The sequence below is a fragment of the Bartonella elizabethae F9251 = ATCC 49927 genome (genome assembly GCF_000518165.1).
GTDB classification, from domain to species: domain Bacteria; phylum Pseudomonadota; class Alphaproteobacteria; order Rhizobiales; family Rhizobiaceae; genus Bartonella; species Bartonella elizabethae.
This window is the reverse complement of sequence record NZ_JADB01000019.1, coordinates 1-17,070: the sequence shown is the minus strand read 5'-3', so window position 1 is coordinate 17,070 and position 17,070 is coordinate 1. Positions and strand designations below refer to the sequence as shown.

Here is a 17,070-nt window from a genome sequence, read left to right as displayed (position 1 = left end):
CACTTAAATTTATAAAAAACCTCATGATATTAAACAAATTAAAGCTTTGGACGATTTCTTTAGCAAATCGGCGTACAGCACCACACTGGCTTGGTTTCATTGCCTTTATTGAAAGTTCTTTTTTTCCCATTCCCGTAGATATTTTATATATCCCACTACTGCTTATCCGGCACAATCGGGTTTATCGCTATGCTTTCATTGCAACGATTTGTTCTGTTTTAGGCGGCATTGCCGGTTGGTTTATCGGACATTTTGCTTATGACACTCTTGCCAAACCCATTTTAGAATTTTACGGCAAAGTTGAAAGTTTTGAAGCTCTAAAAAACAATGCCACCCTACAATTTCTAATCATTTTACTGATAACATCAGGTTTTTTTCATCTTCCCCCTATCAAAATTGTCACAATTTTGGCAGGTGTGATGAGTGTCCGTCTTGAACTTTTCATTCTCATTTGTATTTTTTCCCGAGGTGCTCGTTTTTATCTTCTCGCGTGGTTGATTAAACATTTTGGACAAAAAGCAATGAATTTTCTAAGACAACATTTCAAATGGATTATCCTCGTAGGGTGTGTTAGTCTCCTTTTGATTTATGGGATTTTTATAGCTTTTTTAAATAAGCAGCTTTTATAAGGAACAGACCCAATGACATGTGTTTTTTCTTCCCATTCCTTTTTAAACAAACACCTTCATCTTGAACCCAGCAGAAAAGAACAAAGTTTATGGGCTTTTTTTCTTACCTTTTGCTTATCCGCCACTGTAGGTCTCGCCCTTTGTTTTGAACATCTTGGTGGGTATCTTCCTTGCGATTTATGTCTTATTGAGCGTTTTCCCTATTACGGTGCCATCCCCTTTTTGCTCTTAGCAGGTTTTGGAGCATGGTTTTTTCGCATGTCTTCGTGGATACAACTTTTATTTTTATGTGTTTTTGTGTTAATGAGCATCAGCCTTGTTTTAGCCATTTATCATGCCGGTGTTGAATATGGCTTTTGGGAAGCTCCTCTCAGTTGTGGTTTAAACGCAGTGCGAAAAACCTCAGATATTAACCAACTGCTTAATCAATTAAACAATATTCACCCTCCTTCTTGTTCACAAGCCCCCACGCGTTTTCTTTTTCTTTCATTTGCCGGTTGGAATGTGGTTGCAAGCCTCCTTTTCACCCTTATGAGCCTCTATATTACTTCGAAAGGCATTCTCTCAAGCCACAAGACATAAACAAATCCCCCCATGCGGAACAGCATACTTTCTCTTAAAAAAAAACCGTATAGCGCATGGGGCTCCACAGCAAAATCCCCCCAAGCCTAAAGCGTCGAGAGCACAAAAATTGCCCCTATAACGCGCATCCACAAACATCATCTTCTCATCATCAAACTTCTCCTTGAACATTAAAACAGATGAAACACACCTTTTGTTGTAAAATCTTCCTCTGTTTTCTTTTCATGGCTTTTGCAGATTTAATATTTTTATCAATATTCTGTTCTCCAAAGGAGAGAGAAAAACAACGAATATCTATATTTTATTATTTTGCTTCTCTGTACTTATCAGCAATATTTTGATAGAAGCAGGCCACAGAAAAGCGATCAGAGAATGTCAGTGAGGGGACCAATAAAAATTGAATGGTCAACCATGTCTGAGGATAAAAACACAACGCCTCCCACACCCCCTCCCCCGCTCACTCCTGTAGAAATCTGTCACCTTGAAGCACCGCATAGTGTGATGGAACATGATCATGCCGCATGGCGAGAACATGAGAAATTAGGAGATATCAATGCGCCTTACACAAAGCCCCCTCATATAAAACCACGGCTCAAATCAGCACCGCGCATTCGACAAGTTTTTTGGTGCGATTTTCCTCATGATTCGATTCTCCCTGAATTTTGGAAAAAACGTCCTGTTTTAGTACTTTCTAAGAATGCAAAACTCTATGGCAATGTTACGGTTTTGCCCTTTTCGACAAAATCACAACCGAATAATCCTGCGGCTTATGCCCTACAATCTCCGATAGAACATAAAAAAGCATGGATTATCTGCAATTATGTAACAACCGTCTCAGTAAGCCGTCTTAGTTGCTCACATAGTGGCGCCCCAAGGTTATCGGAGGAAGAATTTCATAAAGTTATTTCTCTTATGCTTAAATATTTACCTCGTTTGAACCCTTGACTTTTAAAAAAAATAAGCGTATATAGAAAAGCATACACGGCATCAGTAATGGTGGCCGCTTCCCCGAAAGGGGAGATAGGAACGGAGGAGTGGGAAACCACTCCTTTCGTCGTTAAAGCACTTCTTTTTAAGTGATCCAGCAAGAATATAACCAACGTCACGCAAAAGCAACGATTACAAGCTAAAAGTAAAGAGTCTTTCGATAGCAAGGATTATAATTCTCTCTTTAGAAAACTGTTTCACAATAAACAGCCCGCAGGATGCATTCTCCTTACACGGTTACCTATTTCCTTTAAACAAGCCATTTTAATGGTCAACTTTATTTCCAAGAAACACCCCCTATAGCGGAATATATTCTCCTTTGCCCTATCCCCTTGAAAGCCCTTGATATTCTTCAAGTGTCATTCTTTAACATTGACCACCATAAAACAAAAGCTTGTTCATCACTTCCATTGGTTAGAAATAAATGGACAAAAGAGACACTGAAATATCGATCATCACCTGCGCGAGCGACAGATTCTTCCAGAGTGACCATGCCCTACAGTCGTTTTTCTTTTCGCATTTTCATCATAATAAATCATAAGATATCCTTTTCGTATTATACCATAGAGAGGGTTTTACTATGGCACCAATTTTTCAAGAGAAATCCTTCACAAAGCGATAGAGAGTAAGATTTCTTTAGGGAGAGCGCGCAGGACGCCGTGTTTTGACCTTTTCCATCACAATGATAAATTCAAACTTTAACCAACGCGACAATACGCTCCCTCTAAATGATTTGCGCACCACCTCATCCGCCACAGGCTGCTCCAATATCGATCCATTCATCGGTATATTTCCTTGAGAATTTTTTGCACTTTCAGTCCCCGTAAAAAAAGAAAAAATTTTTTTTAGCATTGTCACCTCCATAGCATTTTCGACTTAATTTCAGTTGATTCGAATTGAACAATGCCAAAAAAAATCCAATAAAAATAGAGGGTTAGGTTATGAAAACGAGAGGGGAGGTTTTACTGCCCAACAATATCTATTTTCCCTCTCTGAACAGTCATTAAAATACGATAAAATATTTTTCTTATGTAAAAACAATAAGTTATAATCTAGGGGAGAATAGCTTAAACCTCCCCCCTAAATAGAAAGGCACCCTCAAAATTATTAAAAAAACGACGTAATTTTAGTGCTCTTTTTGTCTTTTTTTTCTGATAAAATTAGTTGGCAGGTGTCTTAGGAAGAGCCCCTCCGGTAGGTTTCCAATTAGCAACAGCCACTCATTCCTCAATGAGCTTCTCTCTTGGTCGATTATCATCATCGACCAACTTATACTGAATGGCATGTTCACGAATCCACTTGATAAGCGTTTTTTTAACATTTTTACTTGGTGCAGCCTCACTTACCGCTTCCCATGCTGCCACAATAGCCGCAAGCTTTGGAGCATAGTGTGGATGATTTTTATCTTGAAACGCATATTTTTGATCCTTAAGGTCGCCAGAATCATCCTCAGGAAAGAAAAAGTGCAGGATAAAAATCGCGCAAGAAAAGCCAGAAAAAATAGAGGGATAAGTTATGAAAACCATAGGGGAGGTTTCAGTCTTATGTAAGCCTTTTCCAGCCTAACTTATCCTTTTTTTTAAAAATATAATGTAAAAACAATAAGTTGAAACCTAGAGGAGGTTATCTTAAACCTCCCCCCTGAATAGGAAGGCACCCTCAAAATTATTAAAAAAACGACGTAATTTTAGTGCTCTTTTTGTCTTTTTTTTCTGATAAAATTAATTGGCAGGTTCCTTAGGAGGAGCCCCTCCGGTAGGTTTCCAATTAGCAATGATTGAAATCTGCTCAATGGCATCGCTTTTTAATTTACCATTTTTTTTATTGCGTAAATCATATTGATCGGCATTCTGTTCCAGCCATTGTGCAAGCGTTCCTTTAACGGTTTTAATGGGGCCAGACTTGCTCACGGCTTCCCACGCCGCCACAGCTGCAGCAAGCTTTGGAGCATAGTGTGGATGATTTTTATCTTGAAACGCATATTTTTGATCTTTAATTTCATGAGAATCACCCTTAGGAAAGAAAAATGCAGGACGCTGACCACATGATGAAAGCCATTTTTTTAAATCTTTAACGGGAACATGTGAGGAATCTGCATCTATAAAATCCTGAAAGTTATAGTATGACCATTCTATCGTTAACCGATGGTCTTTTCCTGCTTGAACGATGGCATAATAAGCTGCTCGAAAATTAGCAGTATTTTCTAATGACAAAAGAACATTATCTTCGTAAATATCACCCTTTTCTGGTTCTATTTTGTTAACAAACCGACATTTTCCTGGATTTAATCCGGCTATTAAAAGTGCTGCCTGCGATATTGTTAGTTTTTTGGAAAGTCGCCATAATTCTAAACTGTCATCAATTTCCATATACTACGTCTCTTTATTACCTACAAAATTTAACCATTTTTTTAAACATCAAGAGTACTCGTCTTTTGATGTGTAAAGACTATGCACTTCTCACATTGTAACTCATCTCATACTTTAAATAAAAACACAGCGCCCCATTTGTGATCCACAAAGAAACGATTTTGATTGATTCAATATAAGAAGTTTTGAAGTGAGAGAATCCTACTGAATTTGGGGCTTTCATGCAAGATATAAGGCGCGTTGCAAAGCGATAAATGATCCTTCATAAAGCATTAATTTTCCTGAGTGATCAAACAAATATATCTCGCTCATTGATACATTCCAGCCTTTCAAACAAATTCCAATCACAGCACAAAAGATAATTTGTCACACGCGAACAAATCCACCTCAATGCTAATATCATAAGGGGACTGGCTTACATTTAAAACGCGATGTGGAATGTAAAACGATCCAATAAAAATACCGAGAATAAATGCTGCTAAAGACTGTCGCAAACATTGGGGACTAAGCAGGTGTCATGGCACCGGTTTATGAAGCATCAAGAGGAGAAGACTCAACGGAATTTATAGGGAATTTATAGTATTTCATGGGTGCCTTACTGCTTTATCCCCTTCAGCAACGCTCTTGCGAAAAGAGACTTAAGAATCCTTGAAACAAGGTCTCTTTTAAAGAATGATCTCAAATTCCAAGAGTCTTCATCTTTTGAACGATCAACTAAATGACGGGGCTGGCTTATTTCTTTCCATATATTCTCTGAGCATAAATCCATTAGCTCTCGTACAATAATTGGAATGCTCTATTGGAACACCCCTTTAGCAAAATAAAGCCTATTTTCTCTCAATTTTTTCACGGGGAGCCCCTCGCAACACCCCTTGAAAAATCTGCTTTATTGATTGGTCAGCTTTACTTTCATGGCGCCCGCACATTTTTTCTTTTTTTCTTACTGCAACCTTTTTGCTTTTTTTCAGTTTGTAACTTTTAGGTTGACTTTCAGTTTATTTTTCTTCATCTTTTAGAATTATTCTAAAGTGCAAAGGAACAGAGAATGTTGAAATCGTTTTTTTCATTTGTACAGCGTAAAGCTCTGTTCTTTCGTTCGGCACAAAGAATGCTCCTTCAAGCGCTCAGAGTAAAAGAGCAACAAGCGGCGCTCTATTTAAAATATGCAAAAGCGCTAGAGCCTTATTCCTCTAAAGAAGCAGCGGTTTTTGCCGCTATGGGGATTCAAGAGCTTGAAAATTATAAGCAACTTTTGTGTCTTTCTTGCCATAATCGTGCGCACACGGTGGATGGATTATGTGAACAAACTTCTTTTACAAAAAGCAAGGGGAGCCCACCCTCTCCTAAAAAAACAGCAGCAAATCACACCATAAAAAAGCCCTCGAAAGCGCAAAAACAAACGCTTTTGACATGGATTCAACCAGGTCTTGCCGGATTAATGGATGGCTCTGTCTCCACCCTTGCGCCCATTTTTGCTGCCGCTTTTGCCACGGGAGAAACACATCAAACATTTTTGATCGGGCTTTCAGCTTCCATTGGAGCGGGACTTTCAATGGGTTTCACAGAAGCCGCCCATGATGATGGCAAATTGTCAGGGCGTGGTTCGCCCTTGAAAAGAGGTCTTGCCAGCGGCATTATGACAACATTAGGGGGCTTAGGTCATACGCTTCCCTATTTGATCAATTCTTTTTATGTCGCAACAGTGATTGCCTGTATCATTGTTTTTTTCGAACTCGGCGCTATTGTTTGGATCCAGAACAAATACATGTCGACCCCTTTTTGGCGCGCCTCTTTACAAGTCATCATTGGGGGAGCTCTGGTTTTTGCCACAGGGATTCTTATCGGCAGTATTTAAAAACGCGCCCCCCTATCCTTTCGATCTCGAATATAATTGAGCTCTCTCATAGCGCGTCCCTTTTAACGGGCATCAAATCATTATTGGTAATCCCTTTATTAAAAAGATTCTTATGGTGCTTTGGGATGTGCATACTTTAGCGTATTCTGAAGTAACAAAAGATCATAACCAAGCTCTGGGGACAATCTGCATCAAAAAACCTTTATCGACTTGTTTTATGAATATCTTTTGTTAAAGTACCCTTTTTTCTAGACCTCATATTTTGGAAATGCCTTGATCATGCCGCATACTGAAACCAACGCACCACTCAACAACCAAGAAAATTGTGTCTCTTCAAAATCTTCACACTGCGTGACTTTATCCGTCGAGATTCTTGCACACGGACAAGGTTTAGAACTTCCTCATTACGCGACAGCGGGTTCTGCAGGGCTTGATCTACGCGCCGCCCTTGGAGAAGAAGAAACGCTCGTCCTTTCGCCAGGGCAGCGTGCTCTTATTCCAACGGGTCTTATTTTTCATTTATCCCTAGGGTATGAAGCGCAAATACGTCCACGCTCTGGTCTCGCTTTAAAACACGGCATCACCTGCCTCAATACCCCAGGGACAATTGATAGTGATTACCGTGGTGAAGTCAAAGTCCTTCTCATTAATTGTGGTCAGGAAGATTTTTCTATTGAACGAGGCATGCGCATTGCCCAAACCGTCATCGCCCCCGTCACAAAAGTCACTGTTTGCGCCATTGAACCAGCGCAAGAAGACAGCCAAAGTCATGCAGAGAGCCGTGGAACAGGAGGTTTTGGTTCCACAGGACATACTTAAAGCAGCTCAAAGCAACCCAAGGCTCATTTTAAAGTTTTTTTTTACTTCTTAATCCCTTGATTTTTTTGCGAGTCCCCTTGGAATTGGGAAATCTTTTACGTAGTGCGTCATCATAATACTGATATTGGAACAGCTTGAGGAATTGATTTGATGTATTCTTATTTAAGAACTCTTGATTTTTGAGGTTTCTGGAGCTTTTAAAGCAAAGCAGCGCCCATTGATGCCCAAGGCTTTCATCTTTGAATCAAAGGCACAAAGCCCTGCATCCTTTCTCCTCTCACGTCCCTTCTCAACATTCACGACCCCTTAACATTATCAATTCAGAAAAGTCGTTATCAATTCAGAAAATCTTGCATGTGAAACAATGAAACTTCCCTCTCGACGCGACAGCGCGTTCTGCTCGTCTTGATTGACATGCAGCCCTTAGAGAAACAAAAACCTTTGCACGGAAGATATGCCCTTATTTCAATCGTCTTTCCTTGATCACTTAAGGCTTTTAAAGCACGCATCCTCTTCCACGCATCTCATTTAAAAGCACAAGCCTCCACATACCCGCACATCTCTCACATGCTCCTACCCCTCAAGGACGATTGAGTGTGATGATCCGAAAGACACCCCTCTTGATTGGATTTAAGAAAAATTCCTTGTCTTGTAAAATAAGCAATTCAAATGCCATAAGAGTGGCGCATGATCAATTTTGCCATCATCACACCCCAAGGCTGTTGTCCGTTAGCAGAGCAAGATTGAGAGCGTTTTGTAATCCGAATAAGACTGATTTTATGCCCTTCAAGACATACATCTTTGGTTGCATCAATCGATGACACTGCCCCTCATCAATTTCACTTTATGCCTTTGATGAAGTTGCTTTGCTTCCTTCAACAAAGCTATTTTTTTATCAGACATTTTTTATCACGGAGCAGAAACTGTTCCAGAAATATGAGCGTTTTCCACAGTACTGGTTGTTACAGCCTCCACATGCCCGACCACGTTAGTCCCCGCTCTCTCAATAGCACCATCTGTCACAACAGATCCATTTGTTCCATCTGCTGTTTTATGATAGCCTTTATCTTTTGCGGCAAGGTTGGGAGAATTTTGCAATCCAACAAGACCGATTTTCCCATATCCAGCCATGCGTATTTGGTTTAATAAATCGATGACAATGCCATAATCAATTTCACTATCGGCTTTGATTAAGATTTTTGTTTCTAAATTTTGCTTGGTTTCCCTCAACAAAGTTTCCCTCAAGGCAGCTTGTTCTATAAGATGATCGCCAATGTAAAGAGAATGATCTTTTTGCAAAGTAACATAAAGGGGCTCATCAGGTTGAACCACTGAAGGCGCTTGAGTGATCGAAGGAAGCTGAACAGGAATGACAGATGTTGCCAAGGGAGCAGCAACCATAAAAACAATCAGCAACACCAACACAACATCAATAAAAGGGGTCACATTAATTTCACTGTGCAACCCACTCTCATCGAGATCAAAATCATCATTAAAGCTTGCTTTCATTTTTTATGACTTTTCTGTTGTTTTTGTCGATCAAGTTCACGACTCAAAAGCCTTTCAAGAGCAGCCGCGATATCACCTAAATCACTGCGATAGCCATTCAAAGCACGCATAAGGCTATTATACATCACCACGGCGGGGATCGCTACAAAAAGCCCAATCGCTGTTGCAAATAAGGCTTCAGCAATTCCAGGAGCAACCACATCAAGCCGCGTTGTTTGCGATTGCGCAATTCCAATAAAAGAATTCATAATTCCCCAAACTGTTGCAAAAAGCCCCACAAAGGGCGCAATGGCGCCAATGGTTGCAAGAACAGCGCTTCCACAGGCAACACGCCGTGTCGCCGCCAGCAAGCAGCGCGACAAAAGCGAATGAACCCTTTCCTTTAAACCCTCATGAACATCTCGGACATAACCATCACGAGAAACATTTCCATATTGATCGTTTTCCTCATAAAAGAGAATATCTTCAAGCGTTTGTGCACTTTTCTTTGGATTTGTTCTCTCAGCAGAGCTTTCATTTGTTCCTTCAGGAGCAACAAAATGAACCTCTTGTGTCGAAAGATAGACTTCTTTAAGCACTTCTTTGAGAAAAAACACCCCTGCCCCTTTGCTTTCTTTTAAGCTCGCCGCCAAACGCGTGAGAGTCTGAGCGTTTAGAACCAATCGGAGTTCATGACGCACGCGTCGTTTTGCCACAGTGATCTCAATAATTTTCACAAAAGCAATTGTCCAAGATATCAAAGAAGCAAGCAACAAAAGAACGATAACAGCTTTCACCACCCAATCAGCAGCCATAAACATAGAAAAAGGCGAAAAATCATGCCCCGCCAATACAGCAGAACTACTCTCTAAAGGGACTGTTTCAGATTCCATTTCTGTCTCACAACTCTCGTGGTCTTAATCTTCTTTATACGCTGAATCGTTAACCCGCAGAGCCCCCCTATTCCACACCGCCACTTCAACGTCACTTCCGCATTCCTCTTAAGAAAGAAAACTTGATAAATCAAGTATAGTTTTATTCCCTACATTCTCTTTGACCCTAGCAAAATCACTCAAGAAATTTTTTTATACCCCTTCACAAGTTTATCTTACTTAAATCGCTTTACTGTGTAAATTTGTCAAAATGATAGACTTATCAGAAATCTCCCGTATAATATCTCAATTGATAAAAATAACGCATCATCTTTCTACTTACAACATATTGATTTATAAGAATAATTTATCATGATTGTTGCTAAACAAGCCTTTCAGACGCAAGCTTTTCTCATTTCAACCGCTCTTGAATAAAGAGAACAAAACATCTGCCTGCAAGAGATAATTTATACGAGATAAACAATACAGATTTTTCTCTTAAAAAAAAGATCTTTAACCTTTTAAAAGAAACAGCAAGCCCAAAAACGAGAGAATGGTGCTGAATAGCTTGCAATGCCTAAAACAATTTTAAATTGCAGAAAAAGACAAGGAACTAAAAAACACTTTTAGCGTTATTTCGGCAGTAAAAATTTTCACTCTAATGCAAATGATTACGATGAACACAGCAAACACCACTATACAAGAGAGGGACAAAACATCATGAACAAGAACAAAACAACACAAAACAATAAAACTGCCGCAGAAAAAGATCTACAAAACGATCTCCAGGGACAATTAGAAACGTTACGTCATGAAATTTCAGGGATGACCTCCACACTGACAGATCTTGGTGCTAAAAAATTCAATGCGGCCAAAGACAAAGCGGAAAAACTATATCACTCAGCAAAAGAAAGTAGTGAAGACCTCATGTCTCAAGCAAAAGACAAAATCAGTGATCTTGAACAAACCATGAATCAATGTGTTCGTAAAAATCCTGGCAAAAGCGTTTTGTTTGCAGCAGGCGTTGGTTTTATTCTTTCTCAGTTACTGCGTCGTTAAGCAATGCATAAGTTTATCGCTCCTCTTTTAAACCATCTTGTCGGTGGAGGACTAAAAAGCACTGTCAAGCAAGTGCGCCTTCAAGCAATTTGCTGTGGGTTTATTGGCATTTCATTATTCATGGCGTTGCTTTTTTTATGTATGATTGGTTTTCTTGGGTTATGTACCGTTATGAAGCCTCTTTTTGCCGCCAGTATCATGTTTTTAATTTGGCTTTTTCTTGCCGGATTAGCACTCATGATCAACAGGATTCTGAAGGTTTATCAACGCTATGACCAACAAAAAAAGACCGAAGAACAACGCCACAAACTGATGACAGATGCGACTGTTTCCAGCCTTGCTGTTCTCAGTCAACATCTCCCTTTTGCCAAATTGGGTGTGCCCATTCTCGGACTAGCAACGTATTTTCTGTGGAAAAAAGATAAAAAAGACCGCCTTTTAGATGAAAATATGTAAGACTGTGATCCTATCCCCCCCCCCGGTGCTTTCTTTTACAATAAAGAAAGCACCTTTTTATTTCGTGTTTTTTTTAGCTTCTTCAAACGGTTTTAAGAAGAAATTCCTTTCAGAATGCACACGCCATTTTTCACGAACATAGCAAATACTAGGCAATACTTCAGATAGAAGATCTGGTTTGATTTGAAGCAATGCAGTGTTTTTTGAAGATAAAGGGTTTTTAGTTTTGCTTTTGTCTATTTTTTCATAAGCCTTTTTTCCATGACGAGAGTTATCCATCAAGATCTATGTTGCCTGTGATCAACTTTAAAGCTGTTAAGGCTTGTTGTGGCATATTGTCTTTATTGTAAACAGCACTGAAGAGGACGCTTGATCAATTATGGTCAATATCAATTATGATCGATGGGATTATAGCTTCCGTGTTCTCTTCGCCAATCTTCTGGTTGTTGAAATTGGCTTGACCACAAGCCATTTTTTTCTTTTTGAGCGGTCGATTGTAAGTTTTTATAGTCTGCGGGGGATGGGAAGTTATGTTGATCTTTTGTCAAAACCATCAATCCTTCTGCAAGGCCTAAGCGTGCAAGATCCACTCCATCCACAAAACATTGAGCATAATGAATTTGTTTAATGACACGGGTTTGCCGACAAGTCACATTTTTATCGATTGTTTTTGAGACCAGCCACGCCGTGACAAAAGCCCCACAGGGCCACTTAACACCATTGCGTGAGGCGAATTGCCGCACTTCGCAGGTTTCCACACCATAGAGGCGGATATTGCGCACGATTCTTTTTCTCCATCCATCATCTGTTGGTGTGATCATTTTAAAGGTCACACCACTTGTGACCTCTATAGCACCGGAATAGACGGGAACATTTTCTTCATAAAATTGTGAAGCCAATGGCTGTTGGAGCAAAGCACCATTTTGTTGGTTTATATTTTGTTGGTTCGCATCATCTTTCAATTGTGACTCTGGATTTTGAACTGTTTTCTCTCTTAGCTTTTCTGGTCCTTTTAAAGAAAAAGTTTGAACAATCTGTTCATTATTTTCACTCAAATAAAAGTATCCCAAAACAATAAGACAAATTAAGACAATATATTTAGAAACGGATCGAAACTGTTTAAAAATTATCATTTTGAATATTACTGTATTTTACTGTTAATTAAGCGAAAAAAAATTAAATATTGTTAATTTATCAATAGAAAAAAATATTTTTTTCATTTATAGGATGTTTGATTAATATTAAATATTAATTTTATGATTAACTTAAACATAAAGCGGGGAAATTTTCATGAAAAACATGAATAATTCGTTCAATTGTGAACGCACCTTAAAAAACTATACTTTATCCAATACTCAAAAGAAATGGCTAACCACAGCATTGATGCTTTTTATTGCTTTCCTTGCGCTCAGTGATCCAGCATTTGCAGAAGGCTTCGGAAAAGTTGAAACTGCACTTCAAAAAATAGTTGACACTTTAAACGGACCTATTGCCATATCGATAGCAACGATTGCGGTTGCGGGTATTGGGCTTGCATGGATTGCTGGTTATGTTGAAATGCGTAAGGCATTTTTTGTTTGTGTTGGCATTGGCATAATCTTTGGTGCATCGCAAATCGTATCAATGCTTAAAGCTTAATTAACGTGCTCTAGCATTTTCAAAAATCATGAAAGAGCACGAGAAACTAACGGAGGATACGTTATTTCTTGCTTGCACGCGCCCTGCAATGATTGCGGGCGTGACGGTGGAAGCTATGGGATTAAATGCGATAGGATCGATGATATTGTTTATTATGGCAGGCAATATTTTTCTTTTAACCATTGGTATTGCCATCCATTTCATATTCAAGGAAATCCTAAAACATGACCATAACAAATTTCGTATTCTTCTAACATGGCAAAAGACAACTATTTTTGCCAGAAATTCTAGTCTATGGGGTGGAGGAAGTATTTCTCCATTACGATTAATTCGTAATTATGAGGAATTAAAATGAAAACAGCAGAGCGCAAGCGTGAAAAGCAGCCAGAAGCGATCATCCCTTACGTGCGCCATGTAAACAAGCATGTCATTGCACTGGATTCACGCGCGCTCATGATGGTTGTTAAACTTGAAGGCATTAACTTTGAGACAGCGGATATTATTGATCTGAACGTGCTTCACGAACAGCTCAACAATCTGTTTAAGAACATTGCCGATGAACGGATTGCACTTTATAGCCATATCATCCGAAAGCGAGAGACGGTTTATCCGGATGGCACTTTTAGATCGGCATTTGCCAAGCAATTAGATGATAAATATCGTGAACGGATGGTTTCTCAGGATCTTTATCGCAATGAACTTTATCTTTCAATTTTGTGGAATCCACACGTTGATAAGACGGATAAATTAGCAGAATTTTTCAAACGGTTAGGCAAAGCCAAGCAAGAAAAAACGGAAGTTGATGAAGAATCGATTCGCAAGCTTGAAGATATTACGACAGATGTCATTCAAAATTTAGAGCGTTATGGCGCAAGAAGATTAAGTCTGTATGAGTATGAAGGCACTATTTATTCGCAGCAAAGTGAGTTTATTCACCAACTGGTAGGCGGTCGTCGTGAACGTATCCCGTTGACATGGGGGACGATAGCGTCGACTGTTTATTCAGACCGTCTGATTTTTGGCAAAGAGGTCATAGAAATACGCACCGAAGCGGGCCAGCGTTTTGCTGGCATGTTTGGTTGGAAAGAGTATCCAGCCAAAACCAGAGTAGGCATGGCGGATGGTCTTTTAACGCTTCCCTTTGAGTTTATTTTTACGCAATCTTTTATTTTCAAGAGCAAAAATGCTGCCAAGCAGATTATGGGTCGCAAACAAAACCAGATGGTCAATGCCGGAGATCGTGCGGGCTCACAAATCATGGAGCTGGATGATGCGCTTGATGATCTTGAATCGAATCGTTTTGTTTTAGGGGAGCATCATTTATCGTTAGCGGTTTTTGCCGATGAGCCACAAGAGTTAGCGGATAATCTTGCCAAAGCGCGTTCTCGTCTGACAGATGGTGGTGCTGTTATTGCGCGGGAGGATTTAGGGTTAGCGGCGGCATGGTGGGCACAATTGCCTGGCAATTATGCCTATCGCACCCGCTCTGGCGCGATAACCAGCCGCAATTATGCAGCGCTTTCACCTTTTCATTCTTTTCCGGTTGGCAAAATAGATGGCAATGTGTGGGGACCAGCGGTAGCCTTGATGAAGACTTCAGCTGGTTCGCCGTTTTATTTTAACTTTCACTTTGGTGATTTAGGCAATACCTTTGTCTGTGGTCCGTCTGGTTCTGGTAAAACGGTTATTGTTAATTTTTTACTCGCACAGCTTCAAAAGCATGATCCCAATATGGTGTTTTTTGATAAGGATCGTGGAGCAGAGCTTTTTGTCAGAGCGGGTGGCGGCACGTATATGCCTTTGAAAAACGGCAAGCCGACGGGGATAGCGCCCTTGAAAGGTTTAGATTATAGCAATCCAGCTGATAGGGTCTTTTTACGTCAATGGATTACCAAGCTTGTTTCTGCTGAGGGTCAAAAGATTAGTGAATCGGAAAGGCAAGATATTGCTTCTGCGGTTGACCAACTTGCCTTGCTCCCTCAAGAGCAACGGACCATATCGGCTTTACAAATGTTTTTTGACACCACGCATCGGGAGGGGATAGCGGGGCGTTTAGAGCGATGGTGTAAAGGCAATGCCTTGGGGTGGGTATTTGACAATCCTGATGATGACATAGGGATTGATGCCAAATTTATTGGTTATGATATGACCGATTTTTTGGACAATGACGAAATTCGTCCACCATTAATGATGTATCTCTTTCATAGGATTCTGTCTCTGATTGACGGGCGTCGTATTATCATTGTCATTGATGAGTTTTGGAAAGCGCTAGAGGATGATTCCTTTAAAGCCTTTGCGCAAGATAGGCTGAAGACCATTCGCAAGCAAAATGGTTTGATGTTGTTTGCCACGCAATCTCCCAAAGATGCGATTAATTCGACGATAGCTCACACCATTATAGAGCAATGTCCCACCCAGGTTTATTTTCCCAATCAAAAGGGCAATCATTCGGATTATGTAGAGGGTTTTAAATTATCAGACCGAGAGTTTAACCTGATACAAACAGAATTAAGCCGGGAGTCACGGCGTTTTCTCATCAAGCAGGGACAAAGTTCTGTTGTAGCAGAACTGAATTTACGGGGTTTTGATGATGAAATTGCCATTTTAAGCGGCACCACGAAAAACATTGAACTTCTCGAAACTATTATGGAAGAAGTTGGGACATCTCCAGATAAATGGCTTCCTATTTTCCAAGAAAGGTCAAAACAATGAAAAAACTTTTATTGGCAACCGCGCTTTGCGCCATTTCTTTTAGCCCTCAAGCAAATGCATTTGGAGGTGGTCCCTTTGATTATAAAATACTGCTGGAAAACATGGCGCAAGTTAAAAAATTAGAAAGTCAACTTAATCAAATGAAACAACTCTATAGCTCCTTAAATGCCAAGCCTGACATTTCGGCATTGAAAGAAATGTTTAACAAGCAAGGGAGCAATGGCGCTCTGCCTTCTGACTTTAACCACTTTCAACAATCGATGGGCAGTGGCGGCGGCGGTGGGAGCAGCAGCAAAAACGCGCAAAAATGGCAAGAAGAGCTTAAATACAAAGAGCCCGCGGGGGGTGCAGGATCAAAAGAAGCGGTGGATGCGTTTTACGCAGAGGAAGTAAAAAGAGCTGAACAGCGCACAGTCGGACAAGCGGCAAAAGGCCAAGATGTCTACGAAGAAGCCAGTGAAACGCAAAAAGAGATTAACAAGCTTCTCGATAAACTTGGAAACACTGAAAAGGCTGGTGAAATTCAAAGCATTCAAGCAAAACTAGAAGCAATACAAGCAAGACTGCAAACACAAGTCCTTCAAATGCAAGCCGCCGCGATGATTCAACAAGCAGAAGAAAAAGCAGCAGAAAAACGTGCCTATGAAGAATTTGCAGCGCGATACGCAGATTATGCAAAAAAACTGCGTGGTCAATAAAGGGTAAAAAAGAGGGGCTTGAACATGAACAAGATCATCATAACAACATTGCTACTTTGCACAGGGCTTATCGCTGCTGGATGTGAAAAAACCTATAGCGTAGAAGAATTAAAAAAAGACAAAAAACTGATGGAAGAAGTGCTCGTGAAATGTTTGACATCAGGGGATCTTAAATCGAAAAATTGTAAAAACGCAGAGCAAGCTGAATTTGAAACCCGTAAGAAATGGGGAGGTTTTGGCTCTACAAATGATGAGCAGCAAAAATCTGAAAAACAAGGGGACAGCCATTAATCATGAATAAAATCATCATACCAGCATTACTGCTTTGCACAGGGCTTATGGCTGCTGGCTGTGAAAAAACCTATAGCGTCGCAGAATTTAAAAAAGATAAAAAATTACGCCTAGAGTGGGATGCTAGATGTGGATTTGCAGGAACTTCAAAAAATTGTGAAAACATGAGGTTAGCATTTTTAGAACTTGATAAGGAACGTCAGGCACAAGCTGAAGAAAGAGCGCGTCAAGCGGAAGAGAACAATCGCAAAAGAGATGAAGAAGATATGGCTAAAATGAGAGCCAGAATTAAAAAAATGAGAGAAGAGAATCAAAAATTCCTTGCTGAAGAAAAAGCAAAAGAGCGTGCTGAAGAAGAACAAAGAGCAAAAGAGCGCGCGGCAGAACAACAACAGGACAATCACTAATCATGAATAAAGTTCTCATAACAACATTGCTACTTGGCACAGGACTCATCGCTGCTGGCTGTGAAAAAACCTATAGCGTCGCTGAATTTAAAAAAGATAAAAATTTACGCCTAGAGTGGGATGCTAGATGTGGATTTGCAGGAACTTCAAAAAATTGTGAAAACATGCGGTTAGCATTTTTAGAACTTGATAAGGAACGTCAAGCACA

Annotated in this window: 22 protein-coding genes; 14 read left to right on the top strand and 8 right to left on the bottom strand. The window is 40.0% G+C overall.

What is annotated here, in order from left to right; genetic code table 11:
• Positions 1-23 precede the first annotated feature (23 nt).
• From T429_RS0107725 to T429_RS0107710, 3 genes are all read left to right on the top strand, one after another.
• Positions 24-629: a YqaA family protein gene (locus T429_RS0107725; RefSeq protein WP_005774659.1), complete on the top strand. Its 606-nt coding sequence runs from the start codon at positions 24-26 to the stop codon at positions 627-629.
• A gap of 12 nt (positions 630-641) precedes the next feature.
• The gene (locus tag T429_RS0107720; protein ID WP_005774658.1) at positions 642-1,211 is read left to right on the top strand and encodes a disulfide bond formation protein B; all 570 of its coding nucleotides are present in this window, start codon (positions 642-644) and stop codon (positions 1,209-1,211) included.
• 411 nt (positions 1,212-1,622) lie between these two features.
• A complete protein-coding gene (locus T429_RS0107710) occupies positions 1,623-2,156 on the top strand; it encodes a type II toxin-antitoxin system PemK/MazF family toxin (protein WP_005775245.1) in 534 nt (177 codons plus the stop codon).
• Positions 2,157-2,834: 678 nt separating this feature from the next.
• Here T429_RS0107710 and T429_RS0107700 read toward each other — a convergent pair.
• From T429_RS0107700 to T429_RS10870, 3 genes are all read right to left on the bottom strand, one after another.
• Complete coding sequence (locus T429_RS0107700; protein ID WP_005774656.1) at positions 2,835-3,050, bottom strand: hypothetical protein; 216 nt, start codon at positions 3,048-3,050, stop codon at positions 2,835-2,837.
• A gap of 368 nt (positions 3,051-3,418) precedes the next feature.
• Complete coding sequence (locus tag T429_RS0107695; protein WP_005774655.1) at positions 3,419-3,724, bottom strand: hypothetical protein; 306 nt, start codon at positions 3,722-3,724, stop codon at positions 3,419-3,421.
• Between the two features lie 195 nt (positions 3,725-3,919).
• Complete coding sequence (locus T429_RS10870; RefSeq protein ID WP_005775244.1) at positions 3,920-4,567, bottom strand: hypothetical protein; 648 nt, start codon at positions 4,565-4,567, stop codon at positions 3,920-3,922.
• Between the two features lie 1,045 nt (positions 4,568-5,612).
• Between T429_RS10870 and T429_RS0107680 the strand changes: the two genes are divergently transcribed.
• Positions 5,613-6,422, top strand: coding sequence for a VIT1/CCC1 transporter family protein (locus T429_RS0107680; RefSeq protein WP_005774653.1), 810 nt, complete (start codon positions 5,613-5,615; stop codon positions 6,420-6,422).
• Positions 6,423-6,701: 279 nt separating this feature from the next.
• Positions 6,702-7,241 (top strand): dUTP diphosphatase, encoded by a 540-nt coding sequence (gene dut / locus T429_RS0107675; RefSeq protein ID WP_005775243.1) that lies wholly within the window; start codon positions 6,702-6,704, stop codon positions 7,239-7,241.
• Positions 7,242-7,906: 665 nt separating this feature from the next.
• Here dut and T429_RS10650 read toward each other — a convergent pair.
• From T429_RS10650 to T429_RS0107655, 3 genes are all read right to left on the bottom strand, one after another.
• On the bottom strand, positions 7,907-8,065 hold the full coding sequence (locus tag T429_RS10650) for a hypothetical protein (protein ID WP_154645788.1): 159 nt from the start codon (positions 8,063-8,065) through the stop codon (positions 7,907-7,909).
• A gap of 85 nt (positions 8,066-8,150) precedes the next feature.
• The gene (locus T429_RS0107660; RefSeq protein ID WP_005775242.1) at positions 8,151-8,750 is read right to left on the bottom strand and encodes a biopolymer transporter ExbD; all 600 of its coding nucleotides are present in this window, start codon (positions 8,748-8,750) and stop codon (positions 8,151-8,153) included.
• Positions 8,747-9,622, bottom strand: coding sequence for a MotA/TolQ/ExbB proton channel family protein (locus tag T429_RS0107655; protein ID WP_005774649.1), 876 nt, complete (start codon positions 9,620-9,622; stop codon positions 8,747-8,749). Before T429_RS0107655 ends, T429_RS0107660 begins: the two co-directional genes overlap by 4 nt.
• Positions 9,623-10,321: 699 nt before the next feature.
• On the opposite strand from T429_RS0107655, the gene T429_RS0107650 reads away from it, so the two are divergent.
• Both T429_RS0107650 and T429_RS0107645 read left to right on the top strand, forming a co-directional pair.
• Positions 10,322-10,660: a DUF883 family protein gene (locus tag T429_RS0107650; protein ID WP_005774648.1), complete on the top strand. Its 339-nt coding sequence runs from the start codon at positions 10,322-10,324 to the stop codon at positions 10,658-10,660.
• Positions 10,661-10,663: 3 nt separating this feature from the next.
• A complete protein-coding gene (locus T429_RS0107645) occupies positions 10,664-11,116 on the top strand; it encodes a phage holin family protein (protein WP_005774647.1) in 453 nt (150 codons plus the stop codon).
• 57 nt (positions 11,117-11,173) lie between these two features.
• Here the strand turns inward: T429_RS0107645 and T429_RS0107640 are convergent, their stop codons facing one another.
• Together T429_RS0107640 and T429_RS0107635 are read right to left on the bottom strand one after the other, a co-directional pair.
• A complete protein-coding gene (locus T429_RS0107640; protein ID WP_005774646.1) occupies positions 11,174-11,395 on the bottom strand; it encodes a hypothetical protein in 222 nt (73 codons plus the stop codon).
• 110 nt (positions 11,396-11,505) lie between these two features.
• The gene (locus T429_RS0107635; protein ID WP_005775241.1) at positions 11,506-12,249 is read right to left on the bottom strand and encodes a nuclease; all 744 of its coding nucleotides are present in this window, start codon (positions 12,247-12,249) and stop codon (positions 11,506-11,508) included.
• Positions 12,250-12,406: 157 nt separating this feature from the next.
• Here T429_RS0107635 and T429_RS0107630 point away from each other — a divergent pair, with 157 nt between their 5' ends.
• The 7 genes from T429_RS0107630 to T429_RS0107600 all read left to right on the top strand — a co-directional run.
• Positions 12,407-12,754: a TrbC/VirB2 family protein gene (locus tag T429_RS0107630; protein ID WP_005774644.1), complete on the top strand. Its 348-nt coding sequence runs from the start codon at positions 12,407-12,409 to the stop codon at positions 12,752-12,754.
• A 28-nt stretch (positions 12,755-12,782) separates the two neighbouring features.
• A complete protein-coding gene (locus T429_RS0107625) occupies positions 12,783-13,109 on the top strand; it encodes a VirB3 family type IV secretion system protein (protein ID WP_005774643.1) in 327 nt (108 codons plus the stop codon).
• Complete coding sequence (locus tag T429_RS0107620; protein ID WP_005774642.1) at positions 13,106-15,466, top strand: VirB4 family type IV secretion/conjugal transfer ATPase; 2,361 nt, start codon at positions 13,106-13,108, stop codon at positions 15,464-15,466. The genes T429_RS0107625 and T429_RS0107620 overlap by 4 nt, the downstream gene beginning before the upstream one ends.
• Positions 15,463-16,164, top strand: coding sequence for a type IV secretion system protein (locus T429_RS0107615; RefSeq protein WP_005774640.1), 702 nt, complete (start codon positions 15,463-15,465; stop codon positions 16,162-16,164). The genes T429_RS0107620 and T429_RS0107615 overlap by 4 nt, the downstream gene beginning before the upstream one ends.
• Before the next feature lie 24 nt (positions 16,165-16,188).
• The gene (locus T429_RS0107610) at positions 16,189-16,455 is read left to right on the top strand and encodes an EexN family lipoprotein (protein WP_005774639.1); all 267 of its coding nucleotides are present in this window, start codon (positions 16,189-16,191) and stop codon (positions 16,453-16,455) included.
• A 2-nt stretch (positions 16,456-16,457) separates the two neighbouring features.
• Entirely contained in the window at positions 16,458-16,862 is a 405-nt protein-coding gene (locus tag T429_RS0107605) for an EexN family lipoprotein (protein WP_005775239.1), read from the top strand.
• Positions 16,863-16,864: 2 nt separating this feature from the next.
• Positions 16,865-17,070: EexN family lipoprotein (locus tag T429_RS0107600; protein WP_026500947.1), on the top strand; the 206-nt coding region annotated here is incomplete at its 3' end.

Excerpts from the sequence above, each read along its gene's own strand:
- T429_RS0107610 (WP_005774639.1), top strand. The coding sequence starts at position 16,189 with ATGAACAAGATCATCATAACAACATTGCTACTTTGCACAGGGCTTATC.
- T429_RS0107655 (WP_005774649.1), bottom strand. The coding sequence starts at position 9,622 with ATGGAATCTGAAACAGTCCCTTTAGAGAGTAGTTCTGCTGTATTGGCG.
- T429_RS0107725 (WP_005774659.1), top strand. The coding sequence starts at position 24 with ATGATATTAAACAAATTAAAGCTTTGGACGATTTCTTTAGCAAATCGG.
- T429_RS0107695 (WP_005774655.1), bottom strand. The coding sequence starts at position 3,724 with ATGGTTTTCATAACTTATCCCTCTATTTTTTCTGGCTTTTCTTGCGCG.
- T429_RS0107680 (WP_005774653.1), top strand. The coding sequence starts at position 5,613 with ATGTTGAAATCGTTTTTTTCATTTGTACAGCGTAAAGCTCTGTTCTTT.
- T429_RS0107660 (WP_005775242.1), bottom strand. The coding sequence starts at position 8,750 with ATGAAAGCAAGCTTTAATGATGATTTTGATCTCGATGAGAGTGGGTTG.
- T429_RS0107645 (WP_005774647.1), top strand. The coding sequence starts at position 10,664 with ATGCATAAGTTTATCGCTCCTCTTTTAAACCATCTTGTCGGTGGAGGA.
- dut (WP_005775243.1), top strand. The coding sequence starts at position 6,702 with ATGCCGCATACTGAAACCAACGCACCACTCAACAACCAAGAAAATTGT.
- T429_RS0107625 (WP_005774643.1), top strand. The coding sequence starts at position 12,783 with ATGAAAGAGCACGAGAAACTAACGGAGGATACGTTATTTCTTGCTTGC.
- T429_RS0107630 (WP_005774644.1), top strand. The coding sequence starts at position 12,407 with ATGAAAAACATGAATAATTCGTTCAATTGTGAACGCACCTTAAAAAAC.
- T429_RS0107650 (WP_005774648.1), top strand. The coding sequence starts at position 10,322 with ATGAACAAGAACAAAACAACACAAAACAATAAAACTGCCGCAGAAAAA.
- T429_RS0107640 (WP_005774646.1), bottom strand. The coding sequence starts at position 11,395 with ATGGATAACTCTCGTCATGGAAAAAAGGCTTATGAAAAAATAGACAAA.
- T429_RS0107720 (WP_005774658.1), top strand. The coding sequence starts at position 642 with ATGACATGTGTTTTTTCTTCCCATTCCTTTTTAAACAAACACCTTCAT.
- T429_RS0107700 (WP_005774656.1), bottom strand. The coding sequence starts at position 3,050 with ATGCTAAAAAAAATTTTTTCTTTTTTTACGGGGACTGAAAGTGCAAAA.
- T429_RS0107620 (WP_005774642.1), top strand. The coding sequence starts at position 13,106 with ATGAAAACAGCAGAGCGCAAGCGTGAAAAGCAGCCAGAAGCGATCATC.
- T429_RS0107635 (WP_005775241.1), bottom strand. The coding sequence starts at position 12,249 with ATGATAATTTTTAAACAGTTTCGATCCGTTTCTAAATATATTGTCTTA.
- T429_RS0107615 (WP_005774640.1), top strand. The coding sequence starts at position 15,463 with ATGAAAAAACTTTTATTGGCAACCGCGCTTTGCGCCATTTCTTTTAGC.
- T429_RS0107605 (WP_005775239.1), top strand. The coding sequence starts at position 16,458 with ATGAATAAAATCATCATACCAGCATTACTGCTTTGCACAGGGCTTATG.
- T429_RS10870 (WP_005775244.1), bottom strand. The coding sequence starts at position 4,567 with ATGGAAATTGATGACAGTTTAGAATTATGGCGACTTTCCAAAAAACTA.
- T429_RS0107710 (WP_005775245.1), top strand. The coding sequence starts at position 1,623 with ATGTCTGAGGATAAAAACACAACGCCTCCCACACCCCCTCCCCCGCTC.